The sequence below is a fragment of the Xenophilus sp. Marseille-Q4582 genome, assembly GCF_916700565.1.
Lineage (GTDB): Bacteria > Pseudomonadota > Gammaproteobacteria > Burkholderiales > Burkholderiaceae_C > Xenophilus.
The window spans coordinates 925960-940312 of sequence record NZ_CAKAKO010000003.1 but is presented as its reverse complement, the minus strand read 5'-3'; the positions used below and the strand labels follow the sequence as shown (position 1 = coordinate 940312).

General features: G+C 69.7%; 12 protein-coding genes, 1 other RNA gene and 1 pseudogene. 9 read left to right on the top strand and 5 right to left on the bottom strand.

Going from position 1 to position 14353, the window contains the following annotated elements; genetic code table 11:
• Positions 1-718: 718 nt before the first annotated feature.
• The gene (locus tag LG388_RS15060; protein WP_225783525.1) at positions 719-979 is read right to left on the bottom strand and encodes a type B 50S ribosomal protein L31; all 261 of its coding nucleotides are present in this window, start codon (positions 977-979) and stop codon (positions 719-721) included.
• A gap of 120 nt (positions 980-1099) precedes the next feature.
• Between LG388_RS15060 and LG388_RS15055 the strand changes: the two genes are divergently transcribed.
• Complete coding sequence (locus tag LG388_RS15055) at positions 1100-2179, top strand: oxidoreductase (protein WP_225783524.1); 1080 nt, start codon at positions 1100-1102, stop codon at positions 2177-2179.
• A 73-nt stretch (positions 2180-2252) separates the two neighbouring features.
• Here LG388_RS15055 and rho read toward each other — a convergent pair whose 3' ends face one another.
• Both rho and trxA read right to left on the bottom strand, forming a co-directional pair.
• Complete coding sequence (gene rho / locus LG388_RS15050; RefSeq protein WP_225783523.1) at positions 2253-3518, bottom strand: transcription termination factor Rho; 1266 nt, start codon at positions 3516-3518, stop codon at positions 2253-2255.
• 218 nt (positions 3519-3736) lie between these two features.
• Positions 3737-4069 carry a thioredoxin TrxA gene (gene trxA, locus LG388_RS15045; RefSeq protein ID WP_225783522.1) on the bottom strand — a complete coding sequence of 111 codons (333 nt, stop codon included), beginning with the start codon at positions 4067-4069 and terminating at the stop codon, positions 3737-3739.
• 125 nt (positions 4070-4194) lie between these two features.
• On the opposite strand from trxA, the pseudogene LG388_RS15040 reads away from it, so the two are divergent.
• Positions 4195-5487, top strand: a pseudogene (locus LG388_RS15040) (TIGR03862 family flavoprotein); the annotation flags it as partial.
• A gap of 63 nt (positions 5488-5550) precedes the next feature.
• Here LG388_RS15040 and ffs read toward each other — a convergent pair.
• Positions 5551-5647: signal recognition particle sRNA small type (ffs, locus tag LG388_RS15035), an RNA gene on the bottom strand.
• Between the two features lie 121 nt (positions 5648-5768).
• Between ffs and dnaX the strand changes: the two genes are divergently transcribed.
• From dnaX to LG388_RS15000, 7 genes are all read left to right on the top strand, one after another.
• Positions 5769-7805 carry a DNA polymerase III subunit gamma/tau gene (gene dnaX / locus LG388_RS15030; protein WP_225783520.1) on the top strand — a complete coding sequence of 679 codons (2037 nt, stop codon included), beginning with the start codon at positions 5769-5771 and terminating at the stop codon, positions 7803-7805.
• A gap of 51 nt (positions 7806-7856) precedes the next feature.
• Complete coding sequence (locus LG388_RS15025; protein ID WP_225783519.1) at positions 7857-8189, top strand: YbaB/EbfC family nucleoid-associated protein; 333 nt, start codon at positions 7857-7859, stop codon at positions 8187-8189.
• An 80-nt stretch (positions 8190-8269) separates the two neighbouring features.
• On the top strand, positions 8270-8851 hold the full coding sequence (gene recR / locus LG388_RS15020) for a recombination mediator RecR (RefSeq protein WP_225783518.1): 582 nt from the start codon (positions 8270-8272) through the stop codon (positions 8849-8851).
• A 43-nt stretch (positions 8852-8894) separates the two neighbouring features.
• A complete protein-coding gene (locus LG388_RS15015; RefSeq protein WP_225783517.1) occupies positions 8895-9296 on the top strand; it encodes an MAPEG family protein in 402 nt (133 codons plus the stop codon).
• Positions 9297-9477: 181 nt separating this feature from the next.
• A complete protein-coding gene (locus LG388_RS15010; protein ID WP_225783516.1) occupies positions 9478-10515 on the top strand; it encodes an ABC transporter substrate-binding protein in 1038 nt (345 codons plus the stop codon).
• A 16-nt stretch (positions 10516-10531) separates the two neighbouring features.
• The gene (locus LG388_RS15005) at positions 10532-11428 is read left to right on the top strand and encodes an ABC transporter ATP-binding protein (RefSeq protein WP_225783515.1); all 897 of its coding nucleotides are present in this window, start codon (positions 10532-10534) and stop codon (positions 11426-11428) included.
• 79 nt (positions 11429-11507) lie between these two features.
• Positions 11508-12341 (top strand): ABC transporter permease, encoded by an 834-nt coding sequence (locus LG388_RS15000; RefSeq protein WP_225783514.1) that lies wholly within the window; start codon positions 11508-11510, stop codon positions 12339-12341.
• A gap of 204 nt (positions 12342-12545) precedes the next feature.
• On the opposite strand, the gene LG388_RS14995 is transcribed toward LG388_RS15000, so the two are convergent.
• A complete protein-coding gene (locus LG388_RS14995; RefSeq protein WP_225783513.1) occupies positions 12546-14339 on the bottom strand; it encodes a monovalent cation:proton antiporter-2 (CPA2) family protein in 1794 nt (597 codons plus the stop codon).
• Positions 14340-14353 lie beyond the last annotated feature (14 nt).

Below are 14353 nucleotides of genomic sequence, written 5' to 3'. Positions count from 1 at the left end.
GGCCAGCGCGGGGGTGGTCTCGTGGCCCAGCTGGGCCAGGCCCAGGCTGGCGATCAACGCCAGCAGTCCGCCGTCGGCGATTGCCCGCGCATAGTCCTTGGGCTGGGCCTCGCCCCCGAACGCGAAAGCGACCGGCTGCGCGCGCGGGGTGCGCGCCAGGTAGTAGACGGCATACCAGGTCGCGCTGAAGGTGCCCCACAGCATGAGCGCGTACACCACGCGCACCGCCAGGTCGGGCCGCCACCAGGACGCCAGCTGGATCGCCCAGGCCCCGATCCAGTAGGGCAGCAGTGCCGGGATCTCGGGCTTGAGGCCCAGCAGCATGGGCTCCAGCCAGCGGCTCCAGTCGCCCGGCTGGCTGGCCAGCACGTGCATGTACCCGAAGGCCGCCACGTCGGCGCTCTTCCAGGGTCCGCGCCCCAGCAGGCCGGGCAGCAGGTAGGCGACGCACAGCAGCACCAGCGCCACGCGGGGCAGGCGGCGCACGGCGCTCTGGGCAACGATGGCGGGCGTGGGCTGGTTCAAGAAGGCTAAAGACTGAGATGCGCAAGGAGAACGCGGCGACTGTAAAGGGAGCCCGTGCGTTCCCCGCGTCACGAGTTGTGCCGGGGCCGGAGAAGGGCCGGCTGCCTCCAGCGCGCGCGGATGCCGCTTTCGGCCCGGCGACGAAAAAGGGCAGCGCGGTTGCCCGGGCTGCCCTTTTCGGCGTGGCGCCTGATTACTTGGCCAGTGCGGTCTTGCCGAACTTGTTGCGGAAGCGCTCGACGCGGCCACCCATGTTGTCCACCGACTTCTGCGTGCCGGTGTAGAAGGGGTGCGATTCGCTCGAGGTGTCCAGCTTGTACAGCGGGTATTCCTTGCCTTCGAAGGTTTCGGTTTCCTTCGTGTTCACGCACGAGCGCGTGACGAACTTGAAGCCGTTGGACAGGTCCACGAACAGGACTTCGCGGTAGTTCGGGTGAATGCCTTCTTTGGCCATGGTGCGGTGTTCCTTGAGGTCGTTGCGAGAGCCACGCCAAAGCCGATCTGCCGGGCGCACTTTTCGCGAAGCCAGCGATTATCGCATACTGGGCATTGATGTCGTCAATGCGCCTGTTCCATGCCTTCCACCGAATCCGCTGAGCGCCCTGGTCCCGTCATCCGTGTGGGCCTGGTCGGCTACGGCTTTGCCGGCCAGACCTTCCACGCCCCCGTGCTCTCGGCCGTGCCGGGGCTGCAACTCGCGGCGGTGGCCAGCTCTCAGCCCGCGAAGGTCCTTGCGGACTGGCCGCAGGCCCAGGTGGTCGCCACGGTGGACGAACTGCTGGCGCGGGACGTGGACCTGATCGTGGTCGCCACGCCCAACGAACAGCACCATCCGGTGGCCCGGGCGGCCTTGCAGGCGGGCAGGCATGTGGTGGTGGACAAGCCCTTCACCCTCGACGCCGGCCAGGCGCACGAACTGGCGGAACTGGCGCGCACGCAGGGGCGCGTGCTCAGCGTGTACCAGAACCGGCGCTGGGACGCGGACTTTCTGACCCTGCGCGACCTGCTGAAGCGGGGCGCCGTGGGCCGCCCCGTGTACTTCGAATCGCATTTCGACCGCTTTCGCCCGCAGGTGCGAGCGCGCTGGCGCGAGCAGGCGGTGCCGGGCGCGGGCCTGTGGGTCGACCTGGGCTCGCACCTGCTGGACCAGGCGCTGCAGCTCTTTGGCGCACCCGACACGCTGCAACTCGATTGCGCCGCGCTGCGCGACGGCGCGCAGGTCGAAGACCATTTCCATGCGCTGCTGCGCTATGAACGCGGCCCGCACGCGCCGCTGCGGGTGGTGCTGCACGCGAGCACGCTGGCGGCCCATGCTGCGCCGCGCTACCTGCTGCATGGCACGCAGGGCAGCTACATGAAGCAGGGCGTCGATACGCAGGAAGACGCGCTGCGTGCGGGCCAAAAGCCAGGCGGCAGCGACTGGGGTGCGGATGCGCTGCAGGGCGAATGGGTGAGCGTGCAGCCCGATGGCTCGCTGCGCACCGCAGCCGTGCCCAACGCGCGCGGCGACTACACGCGCTACTACGCCCAGGTGCGCGATGCGATCCGTGGCCAGGGCAAGCCGCCCGTGACGCCGGATGAAGCCGTGCAGTTGATGCAGTGGCTCGATCTCGGTCGCCAGAGTGCCGCAGAAGGCCGCGCACTGCGCCTCTAGAAAGCGCAAAGCCCGCCGAAAGGCGGGCCCTGCATGAGAGCGCGGGCCGCGCAGCCCGCGCGGCCGAACGGCATCAACCGCCGCGGCGCATCATGTCGAAGAACTCGACATTGGTCTTGGTGGCCTTCATGCTCTTGAGGACCATTTCCATCGACTCGATCTCGTCCATGTTGTACATGAACTGGCGCAGGATGCGGGTCTTCTGCAGCACCTCGGGCGCCAGCAGCAGCTCTTCGCGGCGCGTGCCGCTGCGGTTGAGCTGGATGGAGGGGAAGACGCGCTTTTCATACAGGCGGCGGTCCAGGTGGATTTCGCTGTTGCCGGTGCCCTTGAACTCTTCGAAGATCACTTCGTCCATGCGGCTGCCGGTGTCGATCAGCGCGGTGCCGATGATGGTCAGCGAGCCGCCTTCCTCGACGTTGCGTGCCGCACCCAGGAAGCGCTTGGGGCGCTGCAGCGCGTTGGCGTCCACGCCGCCGGTGAGCACCTTGCCCGAGGAGGGCACGACGTTGTTGTAGGCACGGGCCAGGCGCGTGATGGAGTCGAGCAGGATCACCACGTCCTTCTTGAGCTCGACCAGGCGCTTGGCGCGCTCGATCACCATCTCGGCCACGTGCACGTGGCGCGCGGCGGGCTCGTCGAAGGTGGAGGCGATGACCTCGGCCTTCACCGAGCGCTGCATTTCCGTCACTTCTTCCGGGCGCTCGTCCACCAGCAGCACCATCATGTGGATGTCGGGGTAGTTGGCGCTGATGGCGTGGGCGATGTGCTGCATCATCACCGTCTTGCCGCTCTTGGGCGGGGCGACGAGCAGGGCACGCTGGCCCTTGCCGATGGGCGCGATGATGTCGATCACGCGGCCGGTGATGTTCTCGTCGCTTTTGAAGTTGTCGCGCTCGAGCTTCATCTGTTCCTTGGGGAACAGCGGCGTCAGGTTCTCGAACATCACCTTGTGCTTGTTCGCCTCGGGCGCGCCGTCGTTCACCTTGTCCAGCTTGGTCAGCGCGAAGTAGCGCTCGCCGTCCTTGGGAATGCGCACCTCGCCCTCGATCATGTCGCCGGTGTGCAGGTTGAAGCGGCGCACCTGGCTCGGGCTGATGTAGATGTCATCGGTGCTCGCGGTGAAGCTGGTGTCGGGGCTGCGCAGGAAGCCGAAGCCGTCGGGCAGGATCTCCAGCACGCCGTCCGCGAACACCTGCTCGCCCGCCTTCGCCCGCTTCTTGATGATGGCGAACATCAACTCCTGCTTGCGCATGCGGCTGGCGTTGTCGATTTCGAGGGCTTCGGCCTGCTTGAGCAGTTCCGACACGTGCAGTGCCTTGAGTTCGTTCAGGTGCATGGAATGATCCCAGGGTGGGATTCGGCTATGTCTGCAGGAGGGGGAGGTCTGAGGCGCCGCGAGAGAAGTGCAGCGCGACCGGGGCGTTCGATCCGGCCGCTGTGTTGGAGGCCGGTGAATTGCGCCTGATTATGACAGGAAAAGAAAACGGCCGACGCCTTGCGCGTCGGCCGTTGTCGATGCTTCTTGCAGGAGCGGCGGTGCCCGAAGGTGCCGGCTCAGGCCAGTTGCTGTTCCAGGAAGGCCGTGAGCTGGGCCTTGCTCATGGCGCCGACCTTGGTGGCGGCGAGCTGGCCGTTCTTGAACAGCATGAGCGTGGGAATGCCGCGGATGCCGAACTTGGCCGGAATGTCGCGGTTCTCGTCCACGTTCATCTTGGCGATCTGCAGCTTGCCTTCATAGGTGCCGGACACGTCGTCCAGGATGGGGGCGATCATCTTGCAGGGACCGCACCATTCGGCCCAGTAGTCCACCAGCACCGGCTTGTCGGACTGCAGGACGTCGGCTTCGAAGGAGGCATCGGTGATGTGTTTGATCAGTTCGCTGGCCATGGTGTTTCCTTAGCGTGCAGGGGCGTGGCAGAGGGTGCCGCTACAGTTCGGTTCATTGTGACAGAAACCAAGAGTTTGCAGGGTCGGCCGGGACGCTATGGCGACGATAGCCAAAGCCCGCAACGACGGAGTTCCCTGCGGGAAACAGCGCAACCGTCGCGCACCGGGAGCGGCGCATGAAACGGGTGGCCGTGATCGGCGGCGGACCGGCCGGATTGATGGCCGCGCAGCAGCTGGCGGATGCGGGTTGCGAAGTCGACCTGTTCGATGCCATGCCCTCGGTGGGACGCAAGTTCCTGCTGGCGGGGCGCGGCGGCTTGAATCTCACGCATTCGGAACCCTTCGAAGCGTTCGCCGGGCGTTATGCATCGCGCAGGCCGCAGATCGAGCCGCTGCTGCGCACCTTCGATGCCCAGGCCTTGCGCGACTGGGTGCATGGGCTGGGTGTTCAGACTTTCGTGGGCAGCTCGGGCCGTGTGTTTCCCATCGACATGAAGGCGGCCCCGTTGCTGCGCGCCTGGCTGCACCGGCTGCGCGAGGCCGGCGTGCGCTTCCACATGCGGCACCGCTGGCTGGGCTGGGCGGGCACAGGAGCGCATGTGCCCCTCCAGTTCGAATCGCCCGAAGGACGGTTGACCCGGTCGGCCGACGCCGTGGTGCTCGCGCTCGGCGGGGCCAGTTGGCCCCGCCTGGGCTCCGACGGCGGCTGGGTGCCGGTGCTCGAAGCGCGCGGCGTCCCCGTGGCGCCGCTGCGGCCCGCGAACTGCGGCTTCGACGTGGCCGCATGGACCCCCTTCTTCGCCGAACGTTTCGCCGGCCAGCCTTTCAAGTCGGTGGCCGTGCGCGTGCTCGATGCCGGCGGCGAAGCGGTCACGCGCAAGGGCGAGTTCGTCGCCACGGCCACGGGCGTGGAAGGCAGCGTGGTCTACGCGGTTTCGGCCCTGCTGCGCGATCGCATCGCGGCGCACGGCACGGCCACGCTGTGGGTGGACCTGCTGCCCGATCGCAGCGAAGCACAGGTGCTGGCGGCCGTGCGCCACCCGCGCGGCTCGCGTTCGCTGGGCAGCCATCTCAAGAGCCGGCTGGGCGTGGAAGGGATCAAGTCCGCGCTGCTGCACGAGCTGCTGCCGCGCGAGCAGTGGCAGGACCCGCTGCGCATCGCGCAGACCCTCAAGGCCGCGCCCATCGAACTGGTGGCTGCCCGGCCGGTCGCGGAGGCCATCAGCACGGCCGGGGGCGTGGCCTTCGAGGCGCTCGACGGCGGCCTCATGCTGCAGGCGATGCCGGGCGTGTTCGTGGCGGGCGAGATGCTGGACTGGGAGGCGCCCACGGGCGGCTACCTGCTGACGGCCTGCATGGCCAGCGGCGTGGTGGCGGCCCAAGGGGCGCGTCGCTGGCTCGGCATGGCGGCCGATTGAGGATCGAGAAAAGCGCGTCCCGCAAACGCAAAAGCGCCCGCAGGCGCTCGTACGAAAGAAGAAGGTGACGAGCCTTACCCCCGGCACTGGCTACGCAGTTAGGGCTGCTTGGTTCCCCACCTGACCCGGTTGGCCACTTCACCATGCGGGGAGGCCCGTCGCCGCCCATTGTAGTCGGCCGCGCATGCCCCTTCGCAGCGATGGGGGCGCGAGACGCAAAAGGGCGTGCCCCGGCACCGCGATGGCGGAAGGCGCCGCCGCCGGCTTTTAGAATCCGTCCGATGTCCTACCTCGTCCTGGCCCGCAAATATCGCCCTCGCAGCTTCAGCGAGATGGTCGGCCAGGAGCATGTGGTGCAAGCCCTGTCGAACGCGCTCACGCAGCAGCGCCTGCACCATGCCTACCTGTTCACCGGCACGCGCGGCGTGGGCAAGACCACCGTCTCGCGCATCCTGGCCAAGTCGCTGAATTGCCAGGGCCCCGACGGCCAGGGCGGCATCACCGCCACGCCTTGCGGCAGGTGCCAGGCCTGCACCGACATCGATGCCGGCCGCTTCGTCGACTACACCGAGCTCGACGCGGCCTCCAACCGCGGCGTGGACGAAGTGCAGGGCCTGCTCGAGCAGGCCGTCTACAAGCCGGTGCAGGGCCGCTTCAAGGTCTTCATGATCGACGAAGTGCACATGCTCACGAACACCGCGTTCAACGCGATGCTCAAGACGCTGGAAGAGCCGCCCGAATACCTCAAGTTCGTGCTGGCCACCACCGACCCGCAGAAGGTGCCGGTCACGGTGCTTTCGCGCTGCCTGCAGTTCAACCTGCGCCCGATGGCGCCCGAGACCGTGCTGGAGCACCTCACGCGCGTGCTGGGCGCCGAACAGGTGCCGGCCGAACCCGGCGCGCTGCGCCTGCTGGCGCGCGCCGCACGCGGGTCCATGCGCGATGCGCTGTCGCTGACCGACCAGGCCATCGCCTATGGCAACGGCGAGTTGACCGAAGGCGGCGTGCGCCAGATGCTGGGCAGCGCCGACCGCGGCCACGTGCACGCGCTCATCGACGCGCTGGCGCGGGGCGACGGCCAGACCGTGGTCGAAACCAGCGAAGCGATGCGGCGCGATGGCCTGTCGGCGGCTTCCACCCTGGAAGAAATGACGGCCGTGCTGCAGGCCATGGCGGTGCTTCAGGCCGTCCCTGCGCGCGCGCAGGCCGCGCAGCAGGACGAGACCGTTCCTGACGCGATGGAGACCGCGCGCCTGGCTGCCGCGCTGCCGCGCGACGAGACGCAGCTGCTCTACAGCCTGTGCCTGCACGGCCGTGCCGAACTCGGTCTGGCGCCCGACGAGTACGCCGCGCTGACGATGGTGCTGCTGCGGCTGCTGGCCTTCAAGCCGGCCGAGGCGGTGACGCCGCCGGCGGAAAAAAAAAGCCTGCTGACGGCGCAGGACGCGCGGCCGGCCTCCACGCCAGCGCCTGACGCGCGGCCCCTGCCGCTGCCGGCAACCCCCGTTGCACCAGAGGCGCGCGCGCCGGAAGCACCGATGCCGAGTGCATCGCCTGCATCCGTCACCCTCGCCGAGCCGGCGCCGCAGGAGGCCGCGACGCCCCCGTGGGAAGACGCGGCTGCGGCTATGGATGCGGCGGCTCGGCCTGCGTCCGGGCCCGAGCCGCAGGCCGGTGCGGCGCATGCGCCCGCCGTGCAGGCCGCACCGTCCCAGGCGCCTTCGCCCGCCGCCGCTGGGCCCGAGCGCGCGGCACGCGGCCAGCGTCTGCCCGTGGTGGATGCCGCCCGTCGCGCAGCCCCCCCCGAAACGCCGCGGCAGGCGCGCGAGGCACCCTCGGAAGGCACGGAGCTCTCGCCCATCCCCCTGCGCGTGCAGCCGCCGCCCGGCGCGCGCGAGCGCCCGAGCGACAGCCGGCTCGATCCCATTCCGCCCAGCGAGGAGGGCGACTTCTGGTTCGCCACCGTCACCGCGCTGGTGGCGGCCGAAGCCATCACCGCGCTGGCGCGCGAGCTGGCGCTTCAGTCGCAGCTGGTCGCGCGTGACGTGGACCAGTGGCTGCTGCGCGTGGAGCGCGAATCGCTGAACCAGGGGGCCAGCCGCGAAAAGCTGCAGAATGCGCTGGCCGGCGCCGGGCATGCCGTGCGCCTGGTCATCGAGATCGGCGCCGTGACCGACAGCCCCGCGCGCCGCAACAGGCTGGCGGCCGAGGCACGCCAGCGCGCCGCCGAAGAGGCCATCCGCAACGACCCCGACGTGCAGCTGCTGATGCAGCAATGGGGGGCGCGCATCGTCCCCGGCAGCCTCAAGCCCGCCTGAGGGCAGTCCCTCGCCGCCCATCTCACTCTCTTTCAATCAAGGACAAGCACCATGTTCAACAAAGGACAACTCGCCGGCCTCATGAAGCAGGCCCAGGCCATGCAGGACAACCTCAAGAAGGCACAGGAAGAGCTCGCCACGATCGAGGTCGAAGGCGAGTCCGGCGCCGGCCTGGTCAAGGTCGTGATGACCTGCAAGCATGACGTCAAGCGCGTGACCATCGACCCCAGCCTGCTGGCCGACGACAAGGACATGCTGGAAGACCTGGTGGCCGCCGCTTTTAATGCGGCCGTGCGCAAGGCCGAGGAAACGAGCGAGCAGAAGATGGGCAAGATCACCGCGGGCATGCCCGGCCTGCCGGCCGGAATGAAGCTGCCTTTCTGAGGAAGACGTCAGGGGCCGGCGTCGAGCGCTGGGCGTGAACCCGCCCAGCACCCAACGCCCGGCACTCCACGTCCAGCCGGATGTCATCGCTCGACACCCTGGTCGACAGCCTGCGACGCCTGCCGGGCGTGGGCGCCAAGTCGGCCTCGCGCATGGCCTTTCACCTGTTGCAGCACGACCGCGAGGGCGCGCAGCTGCTGGCGCGCGCCCTGCAGACGGCGGCGCAGCAGGTGCGGCATTGCGAACGCTGCAACACCTTCACCGAGACGCCGCTGTGTGCGCTGTGCGCCGATCCGCGGCGCGACGCCACCAAGCTCTGCGTGGTCGAGACGCCGGCCGACCAGGCCGCGCTCGAACGCACGGGCGCCTTCCGCGGCTACTACTTCGTGCTGATGGGCAAGCTCAGCCCGCTCGACGGCATCGGTCCACGCGAGATCGGCATGCACCAGCTCATGGCGCGTGCACTCGACGGGCAGGTGAGCGAAGTGATCCTGGCCACCAATTTCACGGCCGAGGGCGAAACCACGGCCCACGTGATCGGCGAGGCGTTGCGCTCGCGCGGCCTCACGGTGACGCGGCTGGCGCGCGGCGTGCCCGCGGGCAGCGAGCTGGAATACGTGGACCTGGGCACCATCGCGCATGCGCTGGTGGACCGGCGCTGAGGAACGGCCCCGCGCCGCAGCACGAGAGGACGAGGAGACCCGCATGAGCTTCACCCATCTGGGCCTGGCGCACTGGTGCCTGATCGTGGCGGCCCTGCTTCCTTTCGGGGCCGCCTGGATCGCCAAGGCCGGCGCCTTTCGGCCGCACGACAACGCCGCGCCGCGCGAATGGGCCGCCCGCCAGAGCGGCTGGCGCGCCCGCGGCATGGCGGCGCAGACCAACTGCTTCGAAGGGCTGCCGCTCTTTTTCGGGGCCGTGCTGGTGGCGCAGCAACTGGGCGCCGATGCGGCGCGCGTCGATGCGCTCGCACTGGCCTACGTGCTGCTGCGCGTGGCCTACATCGGCTGCTACCTGCGCGGACTCGGCACTTTGCGCAGCCTGGTGTGGCTGGCCGCGCTGATCGTCAACCTGGCGATCTTCTTCGTCGCGCCGGTCGCGCGCTGACGGCCTGCGTTCGAAGGCAGAAGAAAGTCCTCAGCGCCGCGGCGCGCTGGCGGCGGCAGCCGGTCCCGCCCGTGGCGCGGGCGGTGGAAACCCGCGTGGGGATGTTCCGGATTCAGGCGCTGTGGGCCGACCCCTAAGCTCACTCGCACCTTCCTCGCCTCCCTGCACCGACATGGCCGCCATGCTCACCCGCCGCTCCTTCCAGACCCTGGCCGCCGCCGCGGGTGCCGCGATCGTGGTGGCGCCCGCCCTGCGGGCCCAGGCCAGGCTGGAGAAGCCCCGGCTGAGCATCGCCGTCGGTGGCAAGGCGGCCTTCTACTACCTGCCGCTCACCATCGCCGAGCAGCTGGGCTACTTCAAGGAAGAGGGCCTCACGGTGGAGATCGCCGACTTCGCCGGCGGCGCGCGCGCCTTGCAGGCCGTGGTCGGCGGCTCGGCCGACGTGTGCTCCGGCGCCTTCGAGCACACCATCAACCTGCAGTCCAAGAACCAGTTCTTCCAGTCCTTCGTGCTGCAGGGCCGCGCGCCGCAGATCGCGGTGGGCGTGTCGACCCGCAACCTGCCCGCCTACCAGAGCGTCGCGGACCTGCGGGGCAGGAAGATCGGCGTGTCGGCCCCGGGCTCGTCCACCAACATGGTGGCCAACCTCGTGCTCTCGCGCGGCGGCCTCAAGGCCAGCGACGTGAGCTACGTGGGCGTGGGCGTCGCCGCCGGCGCGCTGACGGCCCTGCGCTCCGGCCAGATCGACGCCATCAGCAACACCGATCCGGTGATGACGATGCTGGAGCAGAAGGGCGACGTGAAGATCATCAGCGACACGCGCACGCTCAAGGGCACGCAGGAGGTCTTCGGCGGCCCGATGCCGGCCGCCTGCCTCTACGCGCCCGCCGAGTTCGTGCAGAAGAACCCCCACACCTGCCAGGCGCTGGCCCACGCCATCGTGCATGCGCTCAAGTGGCTGCAGACGGCCGGGCCGGGCGACATCATCAAGGCCGTGCCCGAGGCCTTCCTGCTCGGCGACCGCGCGCTGTACCTGGCCTCCTTCGACAAGGTGCGTGAATCCATCTCGCCCGATGGCCTGGTGCCGGCAGACGGACCCAGGACGGCGCTGGGCGCCATCGCGAGCTTCGACACGCAGGTCAAGGCCGAGCGCATCGACCTCGACAAGCTCTACACCAACGAATTCGCACGCCGGGCCAAGGACCGCTTCAAGGCCTGAAGCGGAGGGTGAGGCCATGGCTGGATCGGTGGCGCCGGCCCTCGAACTGCAAGACATCCGCTGCACCTTCCGCGCGCGCGAGGGCGGTGAGTCCTACACGGCGGTGGACCGCAGCACCTTGCGCGTGGAGGCCGGCGAGTTCGTTTCCGTGGTCGGGCCCACCGGCTGCGGCAAATCCACGCTTCTGAACGTCGCAGCCGGCCTGCTGGTGCCTTCGGCGGGCACGGTGCGCGTCTTCGGCCAGCCGCTGCAGGGCATCAACGCGCGCGCGGGGTACATGTTCCAGGCCGAGGCGCTGCTGCCCTGGCGCACCGCCGAGCAGAACGTGATGCTCGGCCTGCAGTACCGCGGCCTGCCCGAGGCCGAGCAGCGCGCCCAGGCGCAGCGGTGGCTGGCGCGCGTAGGCCTGGCCGGCTTCGGCGACCGCTATCCGCACCAGCTCTCGGGCGGCATGCGCAAGCGCACGGCCCTGGCGCAGACGCTGGTGAGGGATCCCGACATCATCCTCATGGACGAGCCCTTCAGCGCGCTGGACGTGCAGACCCGCCAGCTGATGGAAAACGAGGTGCTCGAGCTGTGGGCAGGCGACGGGCGCCGGCCCGCCCCCACCCCGGAGCGCGCCTCCTCGGAGGGCAGGCACGCAGGGGCCGGAGGCGCCGGACGCAAGGCGGTGCTCTTCATCACGCACGACCTGGACGAAGCCATTGCCATGAGCGACCGGGTGGTGGTGCTGTCGGCCGGCCCGGCCACCCGCCCGATCGGCGAATTCGTCATCGACCTGCCGCGCCCGCGCGACGTGGCCGAGGTGCGCAACCAGCCGCGCTTCGTCGAACTGCATGCCCAGGTCTGGGCCGTGCTGCGCGACGAGGTGATCAAGGGCTACGCGCAGCAGCTGCAGCGAGGCGTGGCATGAAAAATGGCCCCCACGCTTCCCCGCTTCGCGAGGTCCGCTGCCCCCCGTGGGGGCGTTCTCATCTTGGGGCGGCCCGGCGATGAGGCTGCGTCCGCACGAAAGCAATGCACGCCTCTGGCAGGCGGCGCTGCTCGCGCTGCTGCTGGTGGCCTGGCATGTGGCGGCGCGCGACGACAAGGTGGCCTTCTTCCTGGGCGAGCCGATCCAGGTGGCGGGCCGGGTGTGGAGCTGGTTCCTGCCGTGGAGCCTGCCGCCCAGCGCGCTGTTTCCCGACGGGCTGCCGGGCAATGCCGACATCTACCGCCACCTGGGCACCACGCTGCTGGAGACGGGCCTGGCCTTCGCCATCGGCACCGTGCTCGGCCTGGCCTGCGGCCTGTGGCTGGCGCTCGCGCCCACGGCCAGCCTGATCCTGGACCCGTACATCAAGGCCGCCAACTCCATGCCGCGCGTGATCCTGGCGCCGATCTTCGCGCTGTGGTTCGGCCTGGGCATCTGGAGCAAGGTGGCGCTGGCGGTGACGCTGGTGTTCTTCATCGTGTTCTTCAACGTCTACCAGGGCGTGCGCGAGGTCAGCCCGGTGCTGCTGGCCAACGCGCGCATGCTCGGCGCGAGCCAGCGGCAGCTGCTGCGCACCGTCTACCTGCCCAGCGCCACGAGCTGGGTGTTCTCCAGCCTGCACACCTCCGTAGGCCTGGCCTTCGTGGGCGCGGTGGTGGGTGAATACCTGGGCTCCGCGCGCGGCGTGGGCTACCTGATCCTGCAGGCCGAAGGCACCTTCGACGTGAACACCGTGTTCGCCGGTATTGCGGTGCTCACGGCCTTCGCGCTGGCGCTCGATGCGATCGTGGGCCGCGTGGAGCGCCGGCTGATGAAGTGGCAGCCGCGCAGCGCGCAGGCCGAGCGCCTCTGACGCGCGGGGGGGGGCGACAGCAGCAGCAGGGCGCGAGCCCCGTCATCGAACGGGCCGATGATCCGGGCCGCGCCGGCGCCCCGCTTCCACTGCATCCATGTGCTCCTGATCGCCGGCATCGTCGCCCGTGCGCCGGCGCGGCGCCGCCCGCACGCCGCGCTGAAGGCGCGGGGCCCGCCGACTCCGGACGGCAGCTGCTGCCGCTCAGCGCGCAGGCGCCTGGTCGGGCTGCGCGAACTCCGGGTCCTGCTCGGCGTTGCGGTTGCTCAGGATCAGCGAGCGGCCAGCGAACAGGCCGCCGGCGGTTTCGAGATAGAAGCGCTCGGCATCGCGGCGGCGCACGGCTTCGATGACTTCGTCGGCCTCGGTCTCCGTGGCGCCGACCGCCATCACGGCCTGGCGGCTCATGAGCATGGCGGACTCGAAGGTCTCGCGCATCTGGAAGTCCACGCCGGCCTTGAGCAGCTCGTGCGCATGCTCGCGGTCCCAGGCGCGCACCAGCAGTTGGGCCTGCGGGAATTCGGCCTTGACCACTTCGGCGATGCGCGTGGCGGCGGCCTTGTCGTCGATGCAGACCAGGATGGCGCGCGCGGTGGCGGCGCCTGCGGCGTGGAGCACTTCGGGCCGCGTGCCGTCACCGTAATAGACGGTGAAGCCGAAGGCATCCGCGTCGCGGATCATCTGCGTGCTGTTGTCGATGATCGAGATGCTGGCGCCGCGGGCCAGCACGCCCTGGCTGGCGACCTGGCCGAAGCGGCCGAAGCCGATCACCAGCACCTTGCCGCACAGGCCGTGCGCCTCTTGCACGCCTTCCATCGAGATGGCCTCGGGCTTGGCGAAGCGCCTGTGCGCGATGACCACCAGCGGCGTGAGCGCCATCGACAGCACCACGATGGCCGTCATGTTGGCATTGACCGTCGGGTCGATCACGCCCTCGGCCAGCGCCGCCGCAAAGAGCACGAAGGCGAACTCGCCGCCCTGCGCCATCAGCACCGCCCGGTCCAGCGCATCCGCGTGGCTGCTTTTGGCCAGCCGCGCCACGCCATAGATGCACAGCGCCTTCACCAGCATCATCACCAGCACGCCCGCCACGATCAGCTCCCAGTTGCGCCCCACCACCGCCAGGTCCAGCGACATGCCCACGCCCAGGAAGAACAGGCCCAGCAGCAGCCCGCGGAAGGGCTCGATGTCGGCTTCGAGCTGGTGGCGGAAGGTGGATTCGGACAGCAGCACCCCCGCCAGGAAGGCGCCCATGGCCATCGACAGGCCGCCCAGCTGCATCAGCAGCGCCGCGCCCAGCACCACCAGCAGCGCGGCGGCGGTCATGACCTCGCGCGCCTTGGCATTGGCCAGGATGCGAAACAGCGGGTTGAGCAGCCAGCGGCCCGCGGCCACCAGGGCCAGCAGCGCGCCCAGGGCGATGGCGATGCTGGTCCAGCGCGAGCCGGCCTCGGTGGCCGCCCCCGCGCCGGCCGGCGCCATGAAGGCGACGATGGCCAGCAGCGGCACGATCAGCAGGTCCTCGAACAGCAGGATGGCCACGATCTTCTGGCCGCGCGCAGCGGCGATGTCGCCGCGCTCGCCCAGCAGCTGCATGACGATGGCCGTAGAGGTGAGCACGAAGCCCATGGCGCTGACGAAGGAGACGGCCAGCGGGAAGCCGAAGGCCATGCCCACGCCGGTGAGCAGCAGCCCGCACACCGCCACCTGCAGGCTGCCCAGGCCGAAGATGTCGCGCCGCAGGCTCCACAGGTGCGAGGGGCGCATCTCCAGGCCGATGACGAACAGGAACATCACCACGCCGAGCTCGGCGGTGTGCAGGATGGTCTGCGGGTCGGAGAACAGGCCCAGGCCGAAGGGGCCGATGGCCAGGCCCGCGGCCAGGTAGCCCAGCACCGAGCCCAGCCCGATGCGCTTGAACAGGGGCACCGCCACCACGGCGGCCCCCAGCAGGGTCACGACCTTGATCAGGTCGCCTGCGCTGCCTTCTGCGGCCATTCGTGATTCCCTTC